The 377-nt window shown below is 71.1% G+C and carries 1 pseudogene; it reads right to left on the bottom strand.

The annotated features are described in order from the left end of the window. Nucleotides 1-231, bottom strand: a pseudogene (locus MKK84_RS20975) (hypothetical protein); the annotation flags it as partial. Nucleotides 232-377: the final 146 nt, after the last annotated feature.

The raw sequence follows: 377 nt of genomic DNA, 5'->3' as shown, positions 1-377 counted from the left end.
GTGGCGCTTGCCCCGCGGAAACGTCTCGACCAGCAGGTCGCGCTCGCCCGGCAGGACCGAGCGGCGGCGCTGCTGCTGCAGGTACGCGCCGATCTGCTCCGGGAGCCGGTCCCCTTCGAACGGATCGGCGCTCAGCGCCCGGACCCGGGCAGCGAGGAAGGTCGAGAGCGGGAATTTCGAGCCGGCAGAGGACGGGATCGCCGGGTCTGTATCGGGCGGTGCTGGGGGGACGAAGCGGCTCCTCAGCTTTAGCCGCGCCGACGATCTGCAGGCCCGGGCCGCGGACCTGGACGCGCTGCTCAACCTGTGCATCAACGCCCGGGACGCAATGCCCGAGGGCGGTGCAATTACAGTGGCGACCCGGCGGCTCGACATCA

The organism is Methylobacterium sp. E-065, assembly GCF_022829605.1.
GTDB lineage: Bacteria > Pseudomonadota > Alphaproteobacteria > Rhizobiales > Beijerinckiaceae > Methylobacterium.
This window is presented reverse-complemented; position numbering and strand designations above follow the sequence as displayed.